Source organism: Acinetobacter sp. NyZ410 (assembly GCF_022828975.1).
Classification (GTDB): domain Bacteria; phylum Pseudomonadota; class Gammaproteobacteria; order Pseudomonadales; family Moraxellaceae; genus Acinetobacter; species Acinetobacter guillouiae.
This window is the reverse complement of the sequence record NZ_CP094620.1, coordinates 1,930,709-1,948,198: the sequence shown is the minus strand read 5'-3', so window position 1 is coordinate 1,948,198 and position 17,490 is coordinate 1,930,709. Positions and strand designations below refer to the sequence as shown.

16 protein-coding genes are annotated in these 17,490 nt (G+C 40.9%); 10 read left to right on the top strand and 6 right to left on the bottom strand.

Annotated elements, in window-relative coordinates; all coding sequences use genetic code 11:
• Nucleotides 1–61 precede the first annotated feature (61 nt).
• Both adeR and adeS read left to right on the top strand, forming a co-directional pair.
• The gene (adeR, locus tag MTO68_RS09065; protein ID WP_244015690.1) at nt 62–793 is read left to right on the top strand and encodes an efflux system response regulator transcription factor AdeR; all 732 of its coding nucleotides are present in this window, start codon (nt 62–64) and stop codon (nt 791–793) included.
• The gene (gene adeS, locus MTO68_RS09060) at nt 783–1,874 is read left to right on the top strand and encodes a two-component sensor histidine kinase AdeS (protein WP_244015689.1); all 1,092 of its coding nucleotides are present in this window, start codon (nt 783–785) and stop codon (nt 1,872–1,874) included. Before adeR ends, adeS begins: the two co-directional genes overlap by 11 nt.
• 176 nt (nt 1,875–2,050) lie before the next feature.
• Here the strand turns inward: adeS and mobR are convergent, their stop codons facing one another.
• Nucleotides 2,051–3,733, bottom strand: a complete 1,683-nt coding sequence (gene mobR, locus MTO68_RS09055) for a phenol degradation transcriptional regulator MobR (protein ID WP_244015688.1) — start codon at nt 3,731–3,733, stop codon at nt 2,051–2,053.
• Nucleotides 3,734–4,137: 404 nt separating this feature from the next.
• On the opposite strand from mobR, the gene MTO68_RS09050 reads away from it, so the two are divergent.
• The 8 genes from MTO68_RS09050 (at nt 4,138) to MTO68_RS09015 (ending at nt 10,855) form a co-directional block, all read left to right on the top strand.
• A complete protein-coding gene (locus MTO68_RS09050; RefSeq protein WP_004820638.1) occupies nt 4,138–4,428 on the top strand; it encodes a phenol hydroxylase subunit in 291 nt (96 codons plus the stop codon).
• Nucleotides 4,429–4,446: 18 nt separating this feature from the next.
• Nucleotides 4,447–5,448, top strand: coding sequence for an aromatic/alkene monooxygenase hydroxylase subunit beta (locus MTO68_RS09045; protein ID WP_244015687.1), 1,002 nt, complete (start codon nt 4,447–4,449; stop codon nt 5,446–5,448).
• Nucleotides 5,449–5,460: 12 nt separating this feature from the next.
• A complete protein-coding gene (locus MTO68_RS09040) occupies nt 5,461–5,730 on the top strand; it encodes an MmoB/DmpM family protein (protein WP_004721361.1) in 270 nt (89 codons plus the stop codon).
• Between the two features lie 67 nt (nt 5,731–5,797).
• Nucleotides 5,798–7,324, top strand: a complete 1,527-nt coding sequence (locus MTO68_RS09035) for an aromatic/alkene/methane monooxygenase hydroxylase/oxygenase subunit alpha (protein WP_004820631.1) — start codon at nt 5,798–5,800, stop codon at nt 7,322–7,324.
• Nucleotides 7,325–7,418: 94 nt separating this feature from the next.
• Nucleotides 7,419–7,781 (top strand): phenol hydroxylase subunit P4, encoded by a 363-nt coding sequence (locus tag MTO68_RS09030; RefSeq protein WP_244015686.1) that lies wholly within the window; start codon nt 7,419–7,421, stop codon nt 7,779–7,781.
• A gap of 11 nt (nt 7,782–7,792) precedes the next feature.
• A complete protein-coding gene (locus tag MTO68_RS09025; RefSeq protein WP_096733830.1) occupies nt 7,793–8,854 on the top strand; it encodes a phenol 2-monooxygenase domain-containing protein in 1,062 nt (353 codons plus the stop codon).
• 124 nt (nt 8,855–8,978) lie between these two features.
• Nucleotides 8,979–9,899, top strand: a complete 921-nt coding sequence (gene catA / locus MTO68_RS09020; RefSeq protein ID WP_244015685.1) for a catechol 1,2-dioxygenase — start codon at nt 8,979–8,981, stop codon at nt 9,897–9,899.
• Nucleotides 9,900–9,973: 74 nt separating this feature from the next.
• On the top strand, nt 9,974–10,855 hold the full coding sequence (locus MTO68_RS09015; RefSeq protein WP_244015684.1) for a transporter: 882 nt from the start codon (nt 9,974–9,976) through the stop codon (nt 10,853–10,855).
• Between the two features lie 192 nt (nt 10,856–11,047).
• On the opposite strand, the gene cntB is transcribed toward MTO68_RS09015, so the two are convergent.
• The 5 genes from cntB to MTO68_RS08990 form a co-directional block, all read right to left on the bottom strand.
• Complete coding sequence (gene cntB / locus MTO68_RS09010) at nt 11,048–12,004, bottom strand: carnitine monooxygenase, reductase subunit CntB (RefSeq protein WP_244015683.1); 957 nt, start codon at nt 12,002–12,004, stop codon at nt 11,048–11,050.
• 111 nt (nt 12,005–12,115) lie between these two features.
• Nucleotides 12,116–13,567, bottom strand: coding sequence for an NAD-dependent succinate-semialdehyde dehydrogenase (locus tag MTO68_RS09005; RefSeq protein WP_004721374.1), 1,452 nt, complete (start codon nt 13,565–13,567; stop codon nt 12,116–12,118).
• Nucleotides 13,568–13,694: 127 nt separating this feature from the next.
• Nucleotides 13,695–14,810, bottom strand: a complete 1,116-nt coding sequence (gene cntA / locus MTO68_RS09000) for a carnitine monooxygenase subunit alpha (protein WP_004721375.1) — start codon at nt 14,808–14,810, stop codon at nt 13,695–13,697.
• 66 nt (nt 14,811–14,876) lie between these two features.
• On the bottom strand, nt 14,877–15,830 hold the full coding sequence (locus tag MTO68_RS08995) for an alpha/beta hydrolase (RefSeq protein ID WP_244015682.1): 954 nt from the start codon (nt 15,828–15,830) through the stop codon (nt 14,877–14,879).
• The gene (locus MTO68_RS08990; RefSeq protein WP_244015681.1) at nt 15,827–17,482 is read right to left on the bottom strand and encodes a BCCT family transporter; all 1,656 of its coding nucleotides are present in this window, start codon (nt 17,480–17,482) and stop codon (nt 15,827–15,829) included. The genes MTO68_RS08995 and MTO68_RS08990 overlap by 4 nt, the downstream gene beginning before the upstream one ends.
• Nucleotides 17,483–17,490: the final 8 nt, after the last annotated feature.

Below are 17,490 nucleotides of genomic sequence, written 5' to 3'. Positions count from 1 at the left end.
GTGGATATAACCACTAAAAATAAATTATGATGGTGCTGTATCCATTTTAAAGTATCCAGCAATGGGCAATATTTCTTTTGCGTCTGATCCAGCCAGTAAACAAATTTTAGTCGTTGAAGATGATTATGATATCGGTGATATTGTGGAGCATTATCTGAAAAAAAATGGCTTCAATGTGCTTAGAGCACTTAATGGACAGCAAGCCATCGAAATACATGCGCAGCAACAGATTGATCTGGTGATTCTTGACGTGAAATTGCCGATCTTAAATGGTTGGGAAGTTTTAAATCATATTCGTCAATCCAAACAAACCCCTGTGATTATGCTGACCGCATTAGATCAAGAAGTGGATAAAGTCACAGCACTTAGAATCGGTGCTGATGACTTTGTGGTAAAACCATTCAATCCAAATGAAATTATTGCCAGAGTTGAGGCCGTATTGAGAAGAAGTGCGATGTCATCTCAGGCGAAAGCCCAAATCATTAGCTTTAAATCAATTGAAATTAATACAGAAACACTTTGTGTATACATTATCAAAGAAAATTCGAAAGCACTGTTAAACCTTACCTTAACGGAATTTAAGATCCTTGCGTTGATGTCGCAAGCACCCTACAAGGTTTTTACCCGATCAGAATTAATGAATCATTGCTTGCCTGATGGTGATGCCTTAGAGCGTACTGTAGACAGCCATATCAGTAAATTACGTAAAAAACTGGAAGATCATCATCAAACCGACTTACTGATCAATGTCCGTGGTGTTGGCTATCGTTTAAGGCAAAATGATGAAAAATAACATTGGAATTAGCCGCCAGCTGATTATCACCATGGCCAAAGTGAGCTTATTGACCACTTGTTTTTCCTTGATTTTTGGCTATTTGACTTATTTTGTTGCCATCGAGTTTAAATTGGTCTCACTTGAACAATTAAATTCCGAAGACTGGTCATTTAATTTTGTTGATCTCACTTGGATTTTATTGGTGACTTTATTCGGTTCACTAACTTCTGTTTATTTAGGATTAAAATTAGCGCAACGCTTTATCGCCCCGCTAAATTCTTTAGCCATTGCAGCAAGAGAAATTAGTTTGGGTAATCTTTCCGTAAGAGCACAATTGGACAATCCCTCTTCTGTCGCTGAAATCACAAAGATGATCAATGACTTTAATCGTATGGCAGAAAAACTGGAAATCTCAGTCAACAATGCATCTATTTGGAATGCCGCAATAGCACATGAATTAAGAACACCTGTGACTATCTTACAAGGTCGCTTACAAGGCGTGCTTGACGATATATTTACCCCAGATAAAGCCCTATTAAAAAATTTGCTCAATCAAGTTGAGCAGTTGTCATTTTTAATCGAAGATCTAAGAACCCTAAGTCTGGCGGATAATCAACAACTTCGACTTAACCTAGAGTCAGTTTGTCTATCTATCGTCATTACACAATCTGTAAACTTACTTCAAGACCGTTTTGATCAAGCAAAATTAATCATCGAAACCAATTTATCAGATCAAGCCTGCTTTTTTGACCGACAACGGCTTGAACAGATCTTAATTGCATTATTTGAAAATGAAATTCGTTATGCACAGGCAGGGATTTTACGGATTAGCACCCAAAAAAAATCAGAAGGATTGGTTTTAACCATTGAAGATCAAGGACCCGGTATTGCAGATCAGCATATTCCCTTTATATTTGATGCGTTTTATCGACTTGAAGAATCCAGAGGCAAAAAGAATGGTGGTAGTGGTTTAGGTCTATCTGTTGTCAATGCAATTATGATCGCGCATGAAGGTCGCATTGAATATTCCAAGTCACAAGCTTTAGGGGGAAGTTGTTTTAGTATTTTATTTAAGCCCGACGATTTAAATAAAATATGAGATCAGCACCCAAGTATAAAATTGACTTCATTGAAACAAGCATTCAACTCATCTGTTTTAAATTGACAACTATCAGCAACTATAAGCAGATAACCTAGCGGCCTGAAGCTGATCGAAGCGCTATCCAAGCACATTTCTATGGCTCTTGGTCTATGGTTATTGGGACCTATTTGATTTTAACCTAGCGTAATTTTCTTTAAACGGTAATCCAATGTTGCCCGACTAATTCCAAGCATACGTGCAGCTTCTGAGACATTCTGTTGGCTTTTATCCATTGCGCTACGAATAATATTTTGTTCAAGTTGATCTAAAGAGAAATTCTCACTAAATAAATCCTCTACATTGATCAGCGATTGTGCAGTTTCACTCACTGCTTCTAAATCCTTATGTTGAGGAAACAAACTGTCCAATTTAATTTCCTGTTGATGATCGGTCAGTAAGGTGGCTCTTTCCAATAAGTTTTCCAACTCACGAATATTGCCAGGCCAATCATATTTCATCATAAAGTTTTTCGCTTTATCACTGAGCCCTTTTAGGGTCTTGTTATACATATTTTCAAAGCGTGCCAAAAAGTGATTAATCAGCAAGGGAATATCTTCTCTTCGCTCACGCAAAGGTGGAATAATCACAGGAAAAATATTTAAGCGATAATATAAATCTGCACGGAATTTTCCATCTTTAACGGCCTGCTCTAAATCCTCATTGGTCGCAGCAACAAGTCTGACATCGACTTGGCGGGTGCGACTATCTCCTACCCGTTCAAATTCACCTTCTTGCAGCATACGTAATAACGCAGCTTGTGCACGCGGTGAAAGCTCGACCACTTCATCTAGAAAAATAGTTCCGCCATGGGCACGTTCAAATTTTCCCATTCGAGATTGAACCGCACCAGTAAATGCGCCTTTTTCCACCCCAAACAGTTCTGACTCAATCAGATCAGGAGGAATACAGGCACAATTCACAGCCACAAATGGTTGCGCTTGGCGCTGACTGCCATTATGAATACCTCGTGCAAATGCTTCTTTGCCAACGCCTGTTTCACCCTGTAATAAAACTGCGACTTTACTCCCTGCTGCTTTTTTAAGTAGATCACAGACTTTGCGGTAGGCGACCGACTCGCCAACCGCATTAAACATGGTGTAATCACTTTCAGCATCGGTATAGATATTTTTCTTTAATTGATTGAGTTCCGCCTGTAAGGCAATGATTTCATCTGAGACGGCATCGGGTGACATAAAGCGAATCAACTCATCGGCATTTTCCCATTCACTCAACGGCTTCCCAATGATTCGACAATGCTCATCACCTTGAGCAACGCAATGTGTCTCTTGATAGATAATGGTCTGCCCCATGACAAAGCTGCTATAGCCACAGGCATAGCCCAATAACATCCAACAAGCAGGTTGATCTGAAGCACCAAATTCACTTAAATGCACCTCTGCCTCAAATGAATTAAGCCAGTTAAAATCAGCATGAAACTGTTTTAAATCATGACTTAAATGCAGCTCATTGACGTCAACCTGCACCATACCACGGATGCCATGCATTTGTGGTCCAGCCATAAAAGCTTCTGCTTCATTTAAATTTGGTCGTAGTTTTGAGGTCACTTCTGCATCGCGCATGCCAGCTTGGTAACCACAACGAATAAAAAAGCGTTTGGTGCGTTCAAGCCCCAGCATTTGATAGAGATCTTTTCTTAAAAAGCCCAGAATACTGGTATGCATCAACAGCATTCGATTTTCATCAAACCAGATTTGTCCGTGTTGAGCATCAAAAACGATTTTATCGAGTAAATCTTGAATATCTTTGTTCTGTTCCAGTATTTTTTTATATACCTTCACATCTTTGGCTGGGGGCATGATATATCCATCCTTGGCTATATGTCTTTGTGAATGCAATCTTGATATTACCTAATTCTGAACCAAAAGCTTCACTACCTTTTCTTATATTTTCATACCTTTAAGGTATATTGTTTATATTTTAATCGATATCAAGTCGTTATTGGTTTTATAAACATTAACTCGACCTTTCCCATCAAAATCACTGTTTCATCTTTTGATGAAATCAGCATCTCTTTAGGTTCATTATTTGATGAAAATAATGCTGTCGTGCTTCATATCCTCATGAGCAAAAAATAATAAACATTTGAATTTTAATTAAATTTTAAAGTTGGCACGACTTTTGGAATGTCTAGAGCAAACCTAGCATATGAGCATGAAGCTCTACATCAAAATTGTTTTGATGTTGATAAAAGGATAAGCACATGATTGACGCTAAACAGCCTACCGCATTGGTCAAATATATCCGTATTACTGGTGAGCGGAATGCCAAATTTGTCGAGTTCGATTTTGCCATTCAAGACCCCACGCTTTTTGTTGAACTTATTCTCCCCCAACAGGCTTTCCAGCATTTTTGTGAAATTAATCATGTCATTGAAATGACCGCAGAACAACAAGCTTGGAACGATGCGCAGGAAGATAAATGGCGTTATGGCATTGAACCGACTGTTTTAAATCATGCTCGCCAACATTCTGATCAAGACGATCAGGCTTAATTCTACAAGGAGAAAGTAATGACTTTAGAAATTAAAACATCCAATTTGCAACCGATTCGTCAGACTTATGCGTATATCGAACGCCGTTTTGGAGCCAAGCCCGCAACACGCTATCAAGAAGTCAGCTTTGATATTCAAGCTTCGACAAATTTTCACTATCGCCCCTTATGGAAGCCAGATAAAACCTTAAATGATAAAACCCATACCGCTTTGCAAATGCAAGATTGGTATGCATTTAAAGACCCTCGCCAATTTTATTACGGTGCTTATGTGCAACATCGTGCACGTCTGCAAGATACCGCTGAAAGTCATTATGCTTTTTTTGAAAAACGTCAGTTGATCAATAATCTCAGTGATGAAGTGAAACAAAAAATCATCCAGTGTTTATTACCTTTTCGCTATGTCGAACAAACAGCCAACTTACATATGATGTCAGGCAGTGCCTATGGTTATGGCACTGTCATCACCCAAGCATGTATTTTTGCGGCTATGGATCGTCTAGGTATGGCGCAATACATTTCACGTATTGGCTTGATTCTTGATGGCAATACAGGTGAATCCTTACAACAAGCCAAACACGCTTGGCTAAATGATGAAACTTGGCAACCCTTACGTAAACTTTGTGAACAAAGCCTAACCGAACAAGACTGGTTCAAACTTTACATTCTGCAAAATCTGTTGATTGACAGCATGTTACAAGAGCTGGTTTTTGGACAGCTGGATGAATGGCTGGTTGAAAATGGCGGGCGTGATATTGCCATTCTTACTGAATTTATAAAGGACTGTTTAACTGATTTAGCGAAGTGGTCAGACAGTGTTTTAAAAACTGCAATTTCTGAATCTGAAGACAATAAAACCCTGATTCAATCATGGATCACGGAATTACTACCCCAAGTTAAACAAGCATTTAGTGCTTGGGCACAAACCGCACTCACGGATTCAGGGATTGATTCAGGTCTAAATAAGATCTCTGAACGTAGCAAAAAAGCCGGCAACATTTTACTCGATTTAGCAGCATAAGGATTTGCCATCATGACCTCTAAAGTTTATTTAGCATTGCAAGACAATGACACCTCACGCTACATCATTGAAGCGATTGAACAGGACAATCCTGAAGCAACAATTCAATATCTTCCCGCGATGATTCGGGTCGAAAGCACTGGCGAGCTGGTGGTACGTGCAGAGACAGTATCAGAAAAACTTGGGCAAAACTGGGATATCCAAGAACTACAACTCAACATGATTACCTTGGGTGGCAATGTTGATGAAGATGATGACAGTTTCACCTTGAAGTGGAACTAAGCCGCACTTCCCCTAGATTTAAAGCATAAATAGCAGGTAGCTGCATGTAAATTAAAGGATGATCAAAATGAATAGCCAAGCCAAAGTAAACAATAAAAAGCTCAATGCCAAAGAACGTTATCGGATACTCACTCGTGATCTAGATTGGGACTTTTCCTATGCAGATCGTAAAGATGCCTTTCCGTATGAAGAGTTTGAAGGCATCAAAATTACCGACTGGTCGAAATGGGAAGATCCTTTCCGTTTAACCATGGATAACTATTGGAAATACCAAGCAGAAAAAGAAAAGAAGCTATATGCCATTTTTGATGCTTTTGCACAAAACAATGGGCAAATGAATGTTTCGAATGAACGTTATGTCAACGCAATTAAACTGTTTTTAACCGCGGTAACCCCGCTTGAGTATCAAGCGTACCAAGGCTATGCACATGTTGGACGTCAGTTCAGTGGCATTGGTGCACGTATCGCCTCGCAAATGCAATCCATTGATGAATTACGTCATGTACAAACCCAGATTCATGCGATGAGCCATTACAACAAGTTCTTTGATGGCTTCCAAGACTGGGCACATATGCATGACCGTGTCTGGTACTTGTCTGTACCTAAATCATTCTTTGAAGATGCACGTTCAGCGGGGCCTTTTGAGTTTTTATTAGCAATCAGCTTTGCCTTTGAATATGTCCTAACTAACTTATTGTTTGTTCCTTTCATGTCGGGAGCAGCTTACAACGGTGATATGGCGACCGTAACATTTGGCTTTAGTGCACAATCAGACGAAGCACGCCACATGACGTTAGGACTGGAAATTGTAAAATTCTTACTGGAACAGCACGAAGATAATGTGCCAATCGTACAAGAATGGATTGATAAATGGTTCTGGCGAGGAACTCGCCTGCTGTCCATCGTCGGCATGATGATGGATTACATGCTGCCAAATAAAGTCATGTCATGGAAAGAAGCTTGGGAAACTTATTTTGAAGAAGCAGGTGGCGCTTTGTTTAAAGACTTAAGTCGCTACGGGATTCGTATGCCGAAATATAGTGAAGTGATTAGCAAAGAGAAAGAACATGTTTCGCATCAAGCATGGTGGATTTTCTATAACTTCGGTCATGCAGCAGGCTTCCATACGTGGATCCCAACAGATGAGGAAATGGATTGGCTCTCAGAAAAATATCCTGACACGTTTGATAAATACTACCGCCCACGTTGGGAACTTGCTCGAAAAATGGAAGCTGAAGGTAAACGCTTCTATAGCGCGGGTTTACCTCAATTGTGCCAAGTGTGCCAAATTCCAATGACCTTTACAGAAATGGATGGCGACCCAACACTATTTAGCTATCGTGATTCAATTTACAAAGATGAGCGTTATCACACTTGCTCTGATGGTTGTCATGACATTTTTGAACGCGAACCTGAGAAATACATCCAAGCGTGGTTACCTGTACATCAAATTTTGCAGGGTAACTGTGGTGGTCCAGATTTAGAAAGTATTTTAAGGGATTACTACAACTTTAATGTCGGTGCAGACAATCTCGATATTGAAGGTTCACCTGACCAACAGCGCTGGAAAAAGTGGAAAGGCAACGCAGCTTAACCCCTCATCCAAAAATTAAAAAATAAGCAATGGATGTTGTCTAACTCGACAGCATCCGCTCAAGGATTTATTCAAAAGTTTAAGGAAATACACCATGACTGTACAAGCGATTGTTGAAAAATATCAATTTGAACCACTAGATCTACAACAAAATTACGGCGAAAACATGTTGTTGTTTATTGGTTGGGATCATCACACCTTATTTTGTTCGGCACATGCTTTTGTGGTTTCACCAAAACAAAGCTTACAAGCCTTGATTGATGGGCAAATTCAGGCGGGTTTTGAGCAACATCCCGATTTTAAACATATTGATTGGTCTAAAGCTGAATTCCGTTTAAACCGCAATCTTTTACAGGCTGATTTTTCTAAGTCCTTAGAAGATTTGGGTTTTGATCATAAATCTCTCCTGCGCTTTGTAACGCCTGATTTAGTAGGTTACCAAGGCACACATGTTTAAGGAGAACACAGATGAGCTATCAAGTCACGATTGAACCAGCAGGAACCATCATTCAAGTTGAAGAGGATCAAACCATTTTAGATGCAGCATTGCGTCAAGGTGTTTGGTTGCCCTTTGCTTGCGGACATGGCACTTGTGGTACATGTAAAGTTCAAGTCACAGACGGTTTTTATGATGTAGGTGAAGCCTCGCCTTTTGCACTTATGGACATTGAACGTGAAGAAAATAAAGTGTTGGCTTGTTGTTGCAAGCCCGAATCTGACATGGTCATCGAAGCTGATGTGGATGAAGACGAGGATTTCTTAGGCTATTTAGTCCAAGACTACCAAGCTAAGGTTATTGAAATAACGGATTTATCGCCGACGATTAAAGGTGTCCGACTTCAACTTGATCGACCAATGCAGTTTCAAGCAGGCCAATACATCAATATCCAACTCCCTAATATTGAAGGAACCCGGGCATTTTCAATCGCCAATACACCGAGCGAAGCAAATCTGATCGAATTACATATTCGTAAAGTGCAAGGGGGTGCTGCAACACGCTATGTGCATGATGAACTGAGTGTTGGTGAAGAAATGGCGCTTTCAGGACCTTATGGACAATTTTTTGTGCGTAAGTCTGATCAGCAAAATGTCATTTTCATTGCAGGTGGTTCAGGTCTTTCAAGCCCTCAATCGATGATTCTGGATCTTTTAGAACAAGGTGACACCCGTATCATTTATTTGTTCCAAGGTGCACGGGATGTTGCTGAATTATATAACCGTGAAAAATTCGAACAGCTTGTCAAAGAATATCCAAATTTCAGATACATCCCTGCCTTAAATGCGCCTAAGCCAGAAGACCAATGGACAGGGTTTACAGGTTATGTACATGAAGCGGTTGCCAATTATTTTGAAAATAAATGCAGTGGGCACAAGGCATATTTATGTGGCCCGCCACCGATGATTGATGCCGCCATCTCCACCTTGATGCAAAGCCGTTTATTTGAAAAAGACATCCATACTGAACGCTTTTTAAGTGCGGCAGATGGTGCAAATGGGCAATCACGTTCGGCACTTTTTAGACACATCTAAAGTTGAGTGGTTGAACCCTTAAATTATCCAATATAGCAACACCAGCGTGAGTGATCTGCACCAATTCCAGATCGCTCTCAAGATACTCATGCCAAATACTCATATCAATCAAAGGAAGATGATGATGAATAGACAACAAATCGATAGCCTCGTTCAGCAAATGAATGTCGCGACAGCAACAGGTGAAGTCAATCTGCGTGTTCAGCAAATCGTTGTTCGTTTACTTGGTGATTTATTCCAAGCCATTGAAGACTTAGATATGTCTCAAACCGAGCTTTGGAAAGGCTTAGAATATTTGACAGATGCAGGTCAAGCCAATGAACTGGGACTTTTGGCAGCAGGTCTCGGGCTAGAACATTACTTAGATTTACGTGCAGATGAAGCAGATACTAAAGCCGGTATTACAGGTGGAACACTACGAACAATTGAAGGACCGCTTTATGTTGCAGGTGCGCCTGAGTCCGTTGGCTTTGCTCGTATGGATGATGGCTCTGAATCTGGGCACGTCGATACCTTAATCATTGAAGGCATTGTCACAGACACTGCTGGACAGATTATTCCCAATGCAAAAGTAGAAATCTGGCACGCCAACAGTTTAGGCAACTATTCATTCTTTGATAAATCTCAGTCTGCATTTAATTTACGCCGCAGTATTTTCACCGATACACAAGGTCAATATATCGCTCAAACCACCATGCCTGTCGGTTATGGCTGTCCACCTGAAGGTACAACACAAGCTTTACTCAATTTGTTGGGTCGACATGGTAACCGCCCTTCGCATGTTCACTACTTTGTCTCTGCGCCGGGTTATCGCAAACTGACCACTCAATTTAATATTGAAGGTGACAAATACCTTTGGGATGACTTTGCCTTTGCTACTCGTGATGGACTGATCGCTACTGCGCTGGATGTAACGGATCTCGCGAAAATTAAACAATACAATTTAAATAAAGCCTTTAAACACATCAAATTTAATTTCCAATTGGTCCAAGACGCTGATCAAGCCCCCTCTACAGAGGTTGATCGTCGTCGAGTAGCCGCTTAGTCAACAATGTTGTGATGCTTAATCCGTTTAACTACAGCTACCTGCAATAAAAATATCATTGAAAAGGATTTTCTATGAAACAATTGATGTTCAAACTTTCAGTTCCATTGATGCTCGGTTTAACCAGTAGCATTGCCTGTGCCACAGAAAATGGGGCTGACTCATTTGCCCTCGGTGCAGAAGGTATGATGGCGGGCGCACTACCACCCGCTGGCGTGTATCTATTAAGCTATTATCAAAATTACCATGCTGGAAGTTTTGACAACGGACCAGCGAATTTTCATTTAGATGTAAATGCCTTTATCCCCCGTTTGGTTTGGATGACAGAAAAAAACTATCTCGGTGGTCAACTGGGTTTCTATGCCATACAGCCTATGGTTGATCTCAGATTATCTGCAGCGGGGATGTCAGACCATAACACTGCCTTAGGTGATTTAATGTTGGGGTCAATGTTAGGTTGGCATCAAGGAGATCACCACTGGATTGCTGCGATAGAAACAGTACTCGCCACAGGTAAGTATGATAAGGCCACAGCACAACAGCCTTTGGTCGCCAATATTGGCAAAAACTATACTACTGTTCGACCGATTTTTGCCTACAGCTATGCGCCAAAAAATGGTTTAGATATTTCAACTAAAATTTCTTATAGCTTTAACACTGAAAATGATGATACCCAATACAAATCTGGCGAATATTTTGCTGGTGATTATAGTCTTGGATATAAACTTACTGATCAGGTTAAAGTGGCTGTTGAAGGCTACGCTTTTAAGCAAACCAAGTCAGATAAGCAACAGGGTGAAAATATTGCGATGCGTGGACAAGTTTTGGCAATTGGTCCTGCAATACAATATCAAGATAAAAACTGGTCAATTGAAGCAAAGTATTTAAAAGAAACTCATGTTGAGAATCGCCCTGAAGGCCATACCAGTGTATTAAAATTTGTTTGGGCTTTTTAGTGGCTATGCTTTGCACTCAGCAATATTTGGTTTTTTGCGCAGATGCTCAAATGTAGTTGTTAAATCATACTCATAATCAGTCATTAACGCCGAATGAAACTCATTCGGCGTTAATTTAGAAACCGTCAATTCAGGTTAAAGTAAAGCTGCAATATATCAACATAAATCACTTCGGTTTACGCCAAGGATTATTTATAAATCTAATACCAATCTTTTGCCTTTGGCACGAGATACACAGATCATCATCGATTGCTGTGATGCTTTTTCATCATCACTCAAATACTGATCAAAGTGCTCTGCTTCACCCTCTAGAATTGCAGTTTCACAGGTACCACACACCCCTTCACGACACAAACACTCAACATCGATATTCAATGCTTCAATCGCCTGTAAAATAGTCTGGTTGCCTTGAACTTCGACTTGCTGATTGGATTTCGCCAAAACCACAGTAAACGCTTCACCATCTTCAGGTACGGTTGAAGCAAATTGTTCCCAATGAATATATTCATCTCGATAACGATGAAAATTACAACGATCAATCACCGCATCAATCATTGGCTTTGGCCCACAGACATAAACGTGTGTGCCCTTTGGCTGTGCGGAAATTAATTGATCGAGATCAAGGCATTTCCCATCTGAATCGATATAACTAAAAATATGTTCAGCATGTTTTTGTTTGAGTTCTTGCAACAGTGCAGCATGCTCTGGCGAACGATAGGCATAATGCAATTCGTAATCTGCCCCACGTGCAGCCAACTCATCCATTTGCGGCACAAAAGGCGTAATCCCAATCCCACCTGCAATTAAAATATGTTTTGCGCCATTTTCAGCCAGTGGAAATAAATTTTTAGGTTCTGAAATCAGAATTTCACAGCCTTCATTGCATTGCTCATGCATATAGACCGAGCCACCTTTACCTTCTACATCTTTGCGTACGCATACTTGGTAAGTGCTAAGATCCTGAGCACAGCTCATCAGTGAATAGGCATTGGAAAGCTGATCATTCATTTTAACAATGATATGACTGCCCCCATTAAACTGAGGAAAATTTTGTCCATCCTGACGTTTAAATGTAAACCGTTTGATCAATGGTGTAAGTTGCTCTACCCCAGTGACCACTGATGCAAACATTTCATAATGACTTGCCATGTCTAAATCCTCTTTACCACATGTTGCTTTTTTAAGTACTTATTCAAGCGCTTTCTCATTGGAGGGCAGCGTGTTGGATGATCATCAATGAATGTCCAACACGCCTTTATCCTATAGCCCTAAACACATATATTTAATGGTCATGAATTCTTCTAAGCCATACTTAGAACCTTCACGGCCTACCCCTGATTGCTTCACACCGCCAAACGGGACCACTTCATTTGAAATTGCAGTTGAGTTCATCCCCACCATGCCATATTCAAGTTGTTCTGCGACACGCCAGATCCGTGAAATGCTTTCACTATACACATAGGCTGCCAAACCAAAGATGGTGTCATTGGCTTGGGCAACCACATCTGCTTCATCACTAAATCGAATCAGTGGTGCCACTGGCCCAAAGATTTCTTCTTTGACAATTTCCATGCTTTGATCCACATCAGTAAGCACGGTTGGTTCAAAAAAGGTCTGTCCAAGTGCATGCTGTTTACCACCACAAGCCACTTGTGCACCTTTTTTTCGTGCATCATCGATTAACTGTTGAGCCTTAAGGACGGCTTTTTCATTGATTAAAGGCCCTATCTGTACATTTTCTTCAAGACCATTACCAATCTTAAACTTTTCAACTTCTTGCACAAATTTCTCAGTAAATGCCTGATAAACCTTGTCATGTACATAAATACGGTTGGCACAAACACAGGTTTGCCCTGCATTACGGAATTTGGCAAAAATTGCACCTTGTACTGCTTTATCTAAATCCGCATCATCAAAAATAATCAATGGCGCATTTCCACCAAGTTCGAGCGCAAGTTTTTTAATCGTGTCTGAACATTGCTGCATCAATAAACGACCAACAGGTGTTGAGCCAGTAAAAGTCAGTTTTTTGACTTTTTCATGACTGGTAAATACTGCACCGATTTCTTGTGACTGACCTGTTACAACATTGATCACCCCAGCAGGAATCCCTGCCATTTCTGCAAGTTTGGCAATGGCCAAGGCGCAATAAGGCGTTTCATTGGCAGGTTTAATCACAATCGTACAACCCGCAGCTAAAGCTGGCGCAGCCTTACGAGTAATCATAGCGATTGGGAAATTCCAAGGTGTGATCGCTGCAACCACACCTACAGGTTCCTTGGTAATGATAAAACGCTGTTGATTGTTGGTGGTAGGAATCACATCACCATAAACTCGCTTGCCTTCTTCTGCGAACCATTGAATAAATGAAGCAGCATATTTCACTTCACCTAAGGCTTCAGCCAAAGGCTTGCCTTGTTCAATGGTCATGATACGAGCCAGTTCGTCAGCATGTGCCAATACCAACTGATACCAAGCCAATAATAAATCTGCACGTTTTTGTGCAGTTAAGGCTTTCCACGTTGCTAAGGCTTGATATGCAGCATCAACAGCGAGGCTTGCTTCTGCTGCCCCCATATTGGGAATAAGCCCAATCTCTTCACCTGTTGCTGGGTTGGTGACGGGTACAGTGGCATTGGATTGTGCATTGATCCACTGACCATTTACCCATCCGCGTTGTTGAAATAGCGGACTACCTTGCAAACTTGACATGTCATGATCCTATGGTTTGAAAGCAAGGTACGACTTTATTTGCCGTACCTTTAACTTGAGCGCTTCTCTAAAAAAACATGATCGAGCTGTTTACCCCAGTGATGTTTTGAGAGGCTCCCTTAAATGATTATTTGTGATATTGCGCAACGAGGTTTTGGAAATAAGCAATGCCGTGTTCACTAATCCCCGAACGTTGCTTATCCGTCATGATTCGCCCTTGACCGCGATAACCACGTGACTTTAAGCCACGTTGCACACTTTCAACCAGATTTAAATCTTCTGGGCGGAAGACATTACGATACCATTCAATCAAATCTTTTTGGTCTTGAGTCAGTTCTTCATTGGTAAAGTAAATATCATAATGTTGTAATGTCGTTTCAGCATCTACAGGAAATTCATAGATCACGGTCATAAAATTACCGCCTGGTGGCACATTAAACATGGTGCAAGGCCATGTCCAAAAACCACTAAAGGTTGGATCTTGTACCGATGGATCCAGCTTGAATGATTTTTCTGAAGAGCGTGCATAACCATATTGCAAGGTCCAGTTTTGATGTGTGGTATGCCAATATTTATCCACCTGAACAGAATCAGCAAAGCCTGGATGCGCAGGTCCGCAGTGATAACATTCCATATAGTTATCTACAATCACTTTCCAGTTCGCTGGTGTTTCCGTCACAAAGCGTGCTGCAAGTTTTAAATCTTTGATAACCGCACAAGTTTCATTGAGCTTTTGTGCAAACTCAGGCAATTGATCTTCAACACAAGTGGCATTTTCATCCATATTGATAAAGATAAAACCGGCATACTCTTCAACTTTTACAGGCACCATACTTGAGTTTTGTTTATCAAAGGATTCAACATGATCACAGTTACGTGCCAGTGCCAAACTTCCGTCTAGCTTAAATGTCCATGCATGATAAGGACAGGTAATCACATTCTTCGCTTTACCACTGCCACTTAATAACTCATGTCCACGATGCGGACAAACATTATAAAAAGCCCGTAATACGCTGTCTTTACCGCGAATCACAATAATATTTTCACCAATGACCTTACGGGTAATATAGTCATTGGCTTGTGCCACTTCACTGCCGTGTGCAACGCAAATCCAGCTTTTTGCAAAAATTTCTTCTTTTTCACGCTCGAAAACTTGAGACGATGTATAGAACACTTTGGGAAATGTCCAAGCAACGTCTGGGTTTGAACAGAAATCTTCTGGTAATTTTTCAACTGCATTCATGTTTTTACTCCATTAAACTCTTTTTTGTCCTAACGACCGTTTGTTTAAAATTGGCTGATGTTCAAATCAATTGAACATTGGCTTTAACGAACTCAGCATGCGCTGATATAAATCTTGCACCACAGGACAGTCACGTACTAAACGCAAACTGCCATGTAGTAATCCTTTACCGAGATAAAATTCGGTTGCAATATTGGCCTGTTTTAACTTGTCAGCAAAAATACGCCCATCATCACTGAGAGGGTCATACTCAGCGATGGCAATAAAACTACGGGGCATATCGGAAAAATCCTGTGCCAACAGTGGTGATAAACGTACGTCCTGCCAGTCGCATGTATTTGGCGCATAGGCTTGCAAGTAATCATGCATATCCGCTAGCGACAGTAACGGTGCATCTGCTTGCTGCTGACAAGATGCCGTATCAAAACCACTACTCAAACATGGGTAAATCATTGCCAGACCACAGGCTTGAGCCCCTGTATGTTGTAATTGCACTGCAAGTGCAGCCGCTAAATTACCGCCCGCACTGTCCCCCATCAAAACAATTTGATTTGGATTAATCTTCCATTGCAGGCCATGTTGATAGAGCCAGTGATATACCGTTTCACAGTCTTCATATGCAGCTGGAAAATGGTGTTCTGGTGTTAAGCGATAATCCACACTCAGCACAGCAACATTTAAATCACGACATAAATAGCGGGTGATGAACTCATGTGAATCAAGATTTCCCACCATCCAACCGCCACCATGAAGATATAAAATACATGGCCAACCTGTCGCTGGTGCTTCGCCCAATGGTGAATACAACCGAACATTGACTGGATGATTGAGCTGCGGCACAGTTTTATCTTCAATATTGACCGTACCATCACGTGGTAAGGTGTAATGTAAGCACATCGCATCATACGCAGCCCGAATAGAATCGATATCATTATCCGCAGGTGAATAAATGCTGCTCCAATACACCAGACTTTGCATTTCTTCACTCAATCTATAGTGCATGCTCGGTTGTTGTGTCATGACAATTCCTTTTGACTGGTTTTATCCGCAGTGGGTTCAATTGCAACATCAAGGTGCATATGTTTATTTGCGTCTGTTTGATCTAAAGATTCCAACTCACTAAAACTCATTTGCTCTATCAGATGGGATGGAACCTTTGAATAATCCTCTATCAACCATTTCACCAAGCCATAGGTCTGTATCAAAATAATCACAATGAATGGCAATGCAGTCACAATGGTCGCGGTCTTCATGGTGTCCAAAGGCGCTTTAGAGAAAATCATCGCAATCGGAACAAGGGTTAACATCACACACCAGAACAAACGTGCATTTGGTGATGGGTCTTGCCCCTCACGTAAACCACGGGTACAAGTTGCCGACACTGCATAGCCCACAGCATCCATATGTGCTGCAAGAAAAATCACCATAATTCCAAGGAAAATCCACATCATCAGCTTGCCAGCAGGCAATAAACCAAGCAGTTGGCTAATCGCAACTTCACCACCTTGTTGGCTTAAAACTTGTGGCACATTGACCATACCGTGAATAAAGTTATAGACACTGTAGTTTTCAAACACCCCAAAGATGAACCATAAACCAACGCTACCGCCGATGACCATGGCAAGAATCACTTCTTTGATAGTACGTCCCTTTGAAACACGCGTTACAAATAACGCCACACCCGGTGCATAAGAAATCCAACATAACCAATAAAATACGGTCCATTCACGGGTGAACTTTCCATCGCCCATTGGGTCGGTAAATAAACTCATATCGACAAAATTGGTTGCCATTAAGCCAAAGCTCATCAGCGAGTTATTCATAATAAATTGGGTCGGCCCAAAGCACAGCACATAAATCGCAAACAACACCACACCTAAACACACCATATGGCTGAGACGTTGCATGCCCTTATCCATCCCCACATAAGAACTCAGGGCGAATAAAATCGATACTGCAAAAATAATCACCACTTTGGTCATAAAGGTATTGGGGATACCTGTCAGCTGCGACAAAATATTGGTAAAAGTCACCGCAGTCAGCACCAAAGAAATTGTTAAAGCACCGAACATACACAACAAGAACATCAGATCGACAAGGCGCCCAACAGGTCCAGTTGCCTTAAAACCAGTGACCGCTTCAATCATTGACGCCAAACTTAAGCCTTTATTCTTTCTGACGTGGTAGCTATAACACAGTGAAATTGAAGCCAGCGCATAGATCGACCAAGCACTCAATCCCGAATGAAAGAACGAGTAAGCAACGCTATATTTCAGTGCTTCAGCAGATTCAGGAGTTAAATTTAAACCCGGTGTTTGATAATAATAAGCCCAGTCTAAGAAGCCCCAATATAAGGTTGAAGAACCAATACCCGATAAAATGAACATGAAAATCCATGATATGGTACTGTATTGCGGTTTGCCTTCACCTAACTTGATTTTTCCATACTTACTGAACGCCAAAGCAAAGGTAAAAATAATTGATAAAAATGCAAATAAAAGCACTGGTGTAGTAAAAACAGATGTTGTCCACTTCATCCATTGAGCAGCAAGCTGTATAGATTCAGTCGAGTAAATTGCTAAACCAGCCACCGAAATAAACACAACGGCAAGACTGGTTATTGCAAGTGTCTTATCTGTATAAAGTCTAGTATTTTGATTATCCATATCCATTCAATCCA

What these genes read in the sequence shown, in the direction of transcription:
- MTO68_RS09005 (WP_004721374.1), bottom strand. Translation starts at nt 13,567, where the DNA reads ATGTCAAGTTTGCAAGGTAGTCCGCTATTTCAACAACGCGGATGGGTA.
- MTO68_RS09025 (WP_096733830.1), top strand. Translation starts at nt 7,793, where the DNA reads ATGAGCTATCAAGTCACGATTGAACCAGCAGGAACCATCATTCAAGTT.
- MTO68_RS09015 (WP_244015684.1), top strand. Translation starts at nt 9,974, where the DNA reads ATGAAACAATTGATGTTCAAACTTTCAGTTCCATTGATGCTCGGTTTA.
- MTO68_RS09050 (WP_004820638.1), top strand. Translation starts at nt 4,138, where the DNA reads ATGATTGACGCTAAACAGCCTACCGCATTGGTCAAATATATCCGTATT.
- MTO68_RS09035 (WP_004820631.1), top strand. Translation starts at nt 5,798, where the DNA reads ATGAATAGCCAAGCCAAAGTAAACAATAAAAAGCTCAATGCCAAAGAA.
- adeS (WP_244015689.1), top strand. Translation starts at nt 783, where the DNA reads ATGAAAAATAACATTGGAATTAGCCGCCAGCTGATTATCACCATGGCC.
- cntB (WP_244015683.1), bottom strand. Translation starts at nt 12,004, where the DNA reads ATGGCAAGTCATTATGAAATGTTTGCATCAGTGGTCACTGGGGTAGAG.
- MTO68_RS09045 (WP_244015687.1), top strand. Translation starts at nt 4,447, where the DNA reads ATGACTTTAGAAATTAAAACATCCAATTTGCAACCGATTCGTCAGACT.
- MTO68_RS08995 (WP_244015682.1), bottom strand. Translation starts at nt 15,830, where the DNA reads ATGACACAACAACCGAGCATGCACTATAGATTGAGTGAAGAAATGCAA.
- catA (WP_244015685.1), top strand. Translation starts at nt 8,979, where the DNA reads ATGAATAGACAACAAATCGATAGCCTCGTTCAGCAAATGAATGTCGCG.
- mobR (WP_244015688.1), bottom strand. Translation starts at nt 3,733, where the DNA reads ATGCCCCCAGCCAAAGATGTGAAGGTATATAAAAAAATACTGGAACAG.
- adeR (WP_244015690.1), top strand. Translation starts at nt 62, where the DNA reads ATGGGCAATATTTCTTTTGCGTCTGATCCAGCCAGTAAACAAATTTTA.
- MTO68_RS08990 (WP_244015681.1), bottom strand. Translation starts at nt 17,482, where the DNA reads ATGGATATGGATAATCAAAATACTAGACTTTATACAGATAAGACACTT.
- MTO68_RS09040 (WP_004721361.1), top strand. Translation starts at nt 5,461, where the DNA reads ATGACCTCTAAAGTTTATTTAGCATTGCAAGACAATGACACCTCACGC.
- MTO68_RS09030 (WP_244015686.1), top strand. Translation starts at nt 7,419, where the DNA reads ATGACTGTACAAGCGATTGTTGAAAAATATCAATTTGAACCACTAGAT.
- cntA (WP_004721375.1), bottom strand. Translation starts at nt 14,810, where the DNA reads ATGAATGCAGTTGAAAAATTACCAGAAGATTTCTGTTCAAACCCAGAC.